This is a genomic window from Pedobacter glucosidilyticus DSM 23534, from assembly GCF_000425145.1.
Taxonomy (GTDB): domain Bacteria; phylum Bacteroidota; class Bacteroidia; order Sphingobacteriales; family Sphingobacteriaceae; genus Pseudopedobacter; species Pseudopedobacter glucosidilyticus.
Map to the genome: position 1 here is coordinate 2,613 of NZ_KE384318.1, position 3,278 is coordinate 5,890.

General features: G+C 44.6%; 1 protein-coding gene. It reads right to left on the reverse strand.

The window, feature by feature from the left end; all coding sequences use genetic code 11:
* Positions 1–3,278: beta strand repeat-containing protein (locus H510_RS19385; RefSeq protein WP_245584856.1), on the reverse strand; the 3,278-nt coding region annotated here is incomplete at both ends.

Here is a 3,278-nt window from a genome sequence, read left to right on the forward strand (position 1 = left end):
CTTGTAGTGGTATTTGTTATATAGTTACCTGCATCTGTGCCACTAATGCTGATGCCTGATACTGCTACTGCTTTACCTGTGCCTACATTCTTATTGTCGAACGTGGCTGTGCTATAAGCTGCTGTTAGTACATCACCTGCTATTCTATCATCTGCTAAGGTTACTGTTGCTGTAGTGTTTGCATCGTACTCTTTGTTGATACCGGTAGCGGTTACCACAAGACTACGTTTATTTACTGTACTGCTTACTGTTGCTATGGTTTTAGCTGTTGCCCCAGTACTACTTAAGGTAATATCACCTGTATAGTTCCCTGCATCTGCTTCTTTACTTAATCTTACATAAACTGTACTTGAGGCTACATCGCCTGCTGACCCTACAGTTAAAGTAGGACTGTAATTGGTATCGTCATTACTTAACTCAAACCCTGTTGGGGCTGTTGCTATGATACCTGTTGTTAAATTGGTAGCAGATACAGTAAAGTTTGTACTGCTAGATGCGCTTCCATAAGTTGTGGTTAGGGCCGCTAAAGTACCGGTTACATTAATCGTTGGATCTATATTAACACTAAAGCTACGTGTTGCACTTATTGGGCTGCTATTGCTTGCCGCATCTGTAGCTACCGATGTTACGCTATAGCTGTTGCTGGTTAATGCTCTTGTTATAGTCCAATTACCACTTCCGTCTGCTGCGGTATTAAATACATCTCCATTAATGGTCACACTTACACTACTATTAGCTTCTGCTGTTCCTGAAATAACAGTACTCAGACCTGTTAATACTGCACCTGCTGCCGGACTGGTAATTACCGGAGCTGCTGGGGCTATATCATCAACCGTCCAAGTGTAGCTTGCTGGTGTGGCATCTATGTTACCCGCTACATCTATCGCTCTTACTTGATAGGTATGTGAACCAGTTGATAAAGAAGTTAGTGTTGAAGGGGAGGTTACTGCTGTGTAAGATCCTCCGTCTAAGCTTGCCTCAAAAGTACCTGACTCCGTACTGCTAAAAGTAAAGCTCGCTGATGTTGCATTCGTTAGCAATGCTGGTGTTGAAGTGAAACTCGTATTTGGTGCAATACCATCTATCAATACGGCACTCGTACTACCAACATTAGTTAAGGTTGTTGCTGCTCCTCCTAAACTTGCTCCTCCACTTAAATCTATAGCAGAGCCTACTACTATACCATTAGCGTCTTCATCTCCCGCTGCTATCTGATAGCGGAATAATAATGCGCTACTGCCTGAGCCACTTTGGTAATTGGCATTTCTATTTGCCGAACCTACCGTTAATGGTAAGGTTGGTGTGCCTGTTACTGTTACATTAGCACTATAATTAACTGTTAAATCTAGTTGACTTCCTATCTTATAAGTTCCTGAAGCTGGTACTGATACACTGGTTATACCTGCTGGTTGCGTTATGGTTACCGTTCTGGTTATCTGACAAGCATTGGCATCTGTTATCGTAACCGTATAGGTTCCTGCCCCTAGTCCTGTTGCTGTTGCTCCTGTTCCTCCGCTTGGCGACCATGAATAGCTGTAACCAAGAGTACCTCCACTTGGTGTTACTGTTGCTGTTCCATTACTAATTCCAAAGCCCGACGCATTGGTTTGACTTGTTGTCGCATTTAATGCCGTTGGCTGGGTAATCGTAAAGTTTCTGGTAAGCTGACAAGCATTAGCATCGGTTACTGTTACCGAATATGCGCCTGCTGTTAATCCTGTTGTCGTTGATGTCGTATTTCCGTTCGACCATAAATACGTATATGGCGTAGTCCCTCCTGATGGAGATATGGATGCCGCTCCTGTACTCCCTCCATTACATGCAACATTCGTTTGGGATGTTGCTGCTACTAAGGCTGTCGGCTGGGTGATGGTGAAACTTCTTGAGAGTTGACACGCATTCTGGTCGGTAATGGTTACACTATAAGTCCCGGCTGCTAAACCAGAAGCCGTTGGTGTGGTATTTCCGTTTGACCATAAGTAACCGTAAGGAGGAACACCTCCAGATGGTGATACTGATGCCACTCCTGTTGCGCTACCATTACACGCTATATTCGTTTGGGAAGTTGATGCTACTAAGGCTGTCGGCTGCGTAATGGTGAAATTCTGTATTGCTACACATCCGTTGGCATCTGTTACGGTACATGTATACGTCTGAGCTGTTAAACCCGTTACACTTGTTGTTCCATCACCCGTTGGGTTACCTGGCGTCCAATTATAGGTATAGCCTCCTGCACCGCCCGTTGGGGTATTAATAGATGCAGCACCATTACTCCCTCCAAAACAAGATACATTGGTTTGAGATGCAGGTGTTAAGCTTAAGGCTGATGGTGCCGTAATCGTAAAATTCTGTATTGCTACACATCCGTTGGCATCTGTTACGGTACATGTATACGTCTGAGCTGTTAAACCCGTTACACTTGTTGTTCCATCACCCGTTGGGTTACCTGGCGTCCAATTATAGGTATAGCCTCCTGCACCTCCTGTTGGGGTATTAATAGATGCAGCGCCATTACTCCCTCCAAAACAAGATACATTGGTTTGAGATGCAGGTGTTAAGCTTAAGGCTGATGGTGCCGTAATTGTAAAATTCTGTATTGCTACACATCCGTTGGCATCTGTTACGGTACATGTATACGTCTGAGCTGTTAAACCCGTTACACTTGTTGTTCCATCACCCGTTGGGTTACCTGGCGTCCAATTATAGGTATAGCCTCCTGCACCGCCCGTTGGGGTATTAATAGATGCAGCACCATTACTCCCTCCAAAACAAGATACATTGGTTTGAGATGCAGGTGTTAAGCTTAAGGCTGATGGTGCCGTAATCGTAAAATTCTGTATTGCTACACATCCGTTGGCATCTGTTACGGTACATGTATACGTCTGAGCTGTTAACCCTGTTACACTTCTTGTCCCATCACCCGTTGGGTTACCTGGTGTCCAATTATAGGTATAGCCTCCTGCTCCACCTGTTGGTGTATTAATAGAAGCAGCGCCATTACTTCCTCCAAAACAAGATACATTGGTTTGACTTGCAGGCGTTAAGCTCAAGGCTGGTGGCTGCGTAATGGTGAAGTTAACAGTCTGCGTACAACTATTAACATCCGTGATGGTACAAGTCCATGTGCCTGCTATTAATCCCGTTACACTCGTCGTTCCGTCGCCTGTTGGGTTACCCGGTGTCCAATTATAGGTATAGCCTCCTGCTCCACCTGTTGGTGTATTAATAGAAGCAGCGCCATTACTTCCTCCAAAACAAGATACATTGGTTTGACTTGC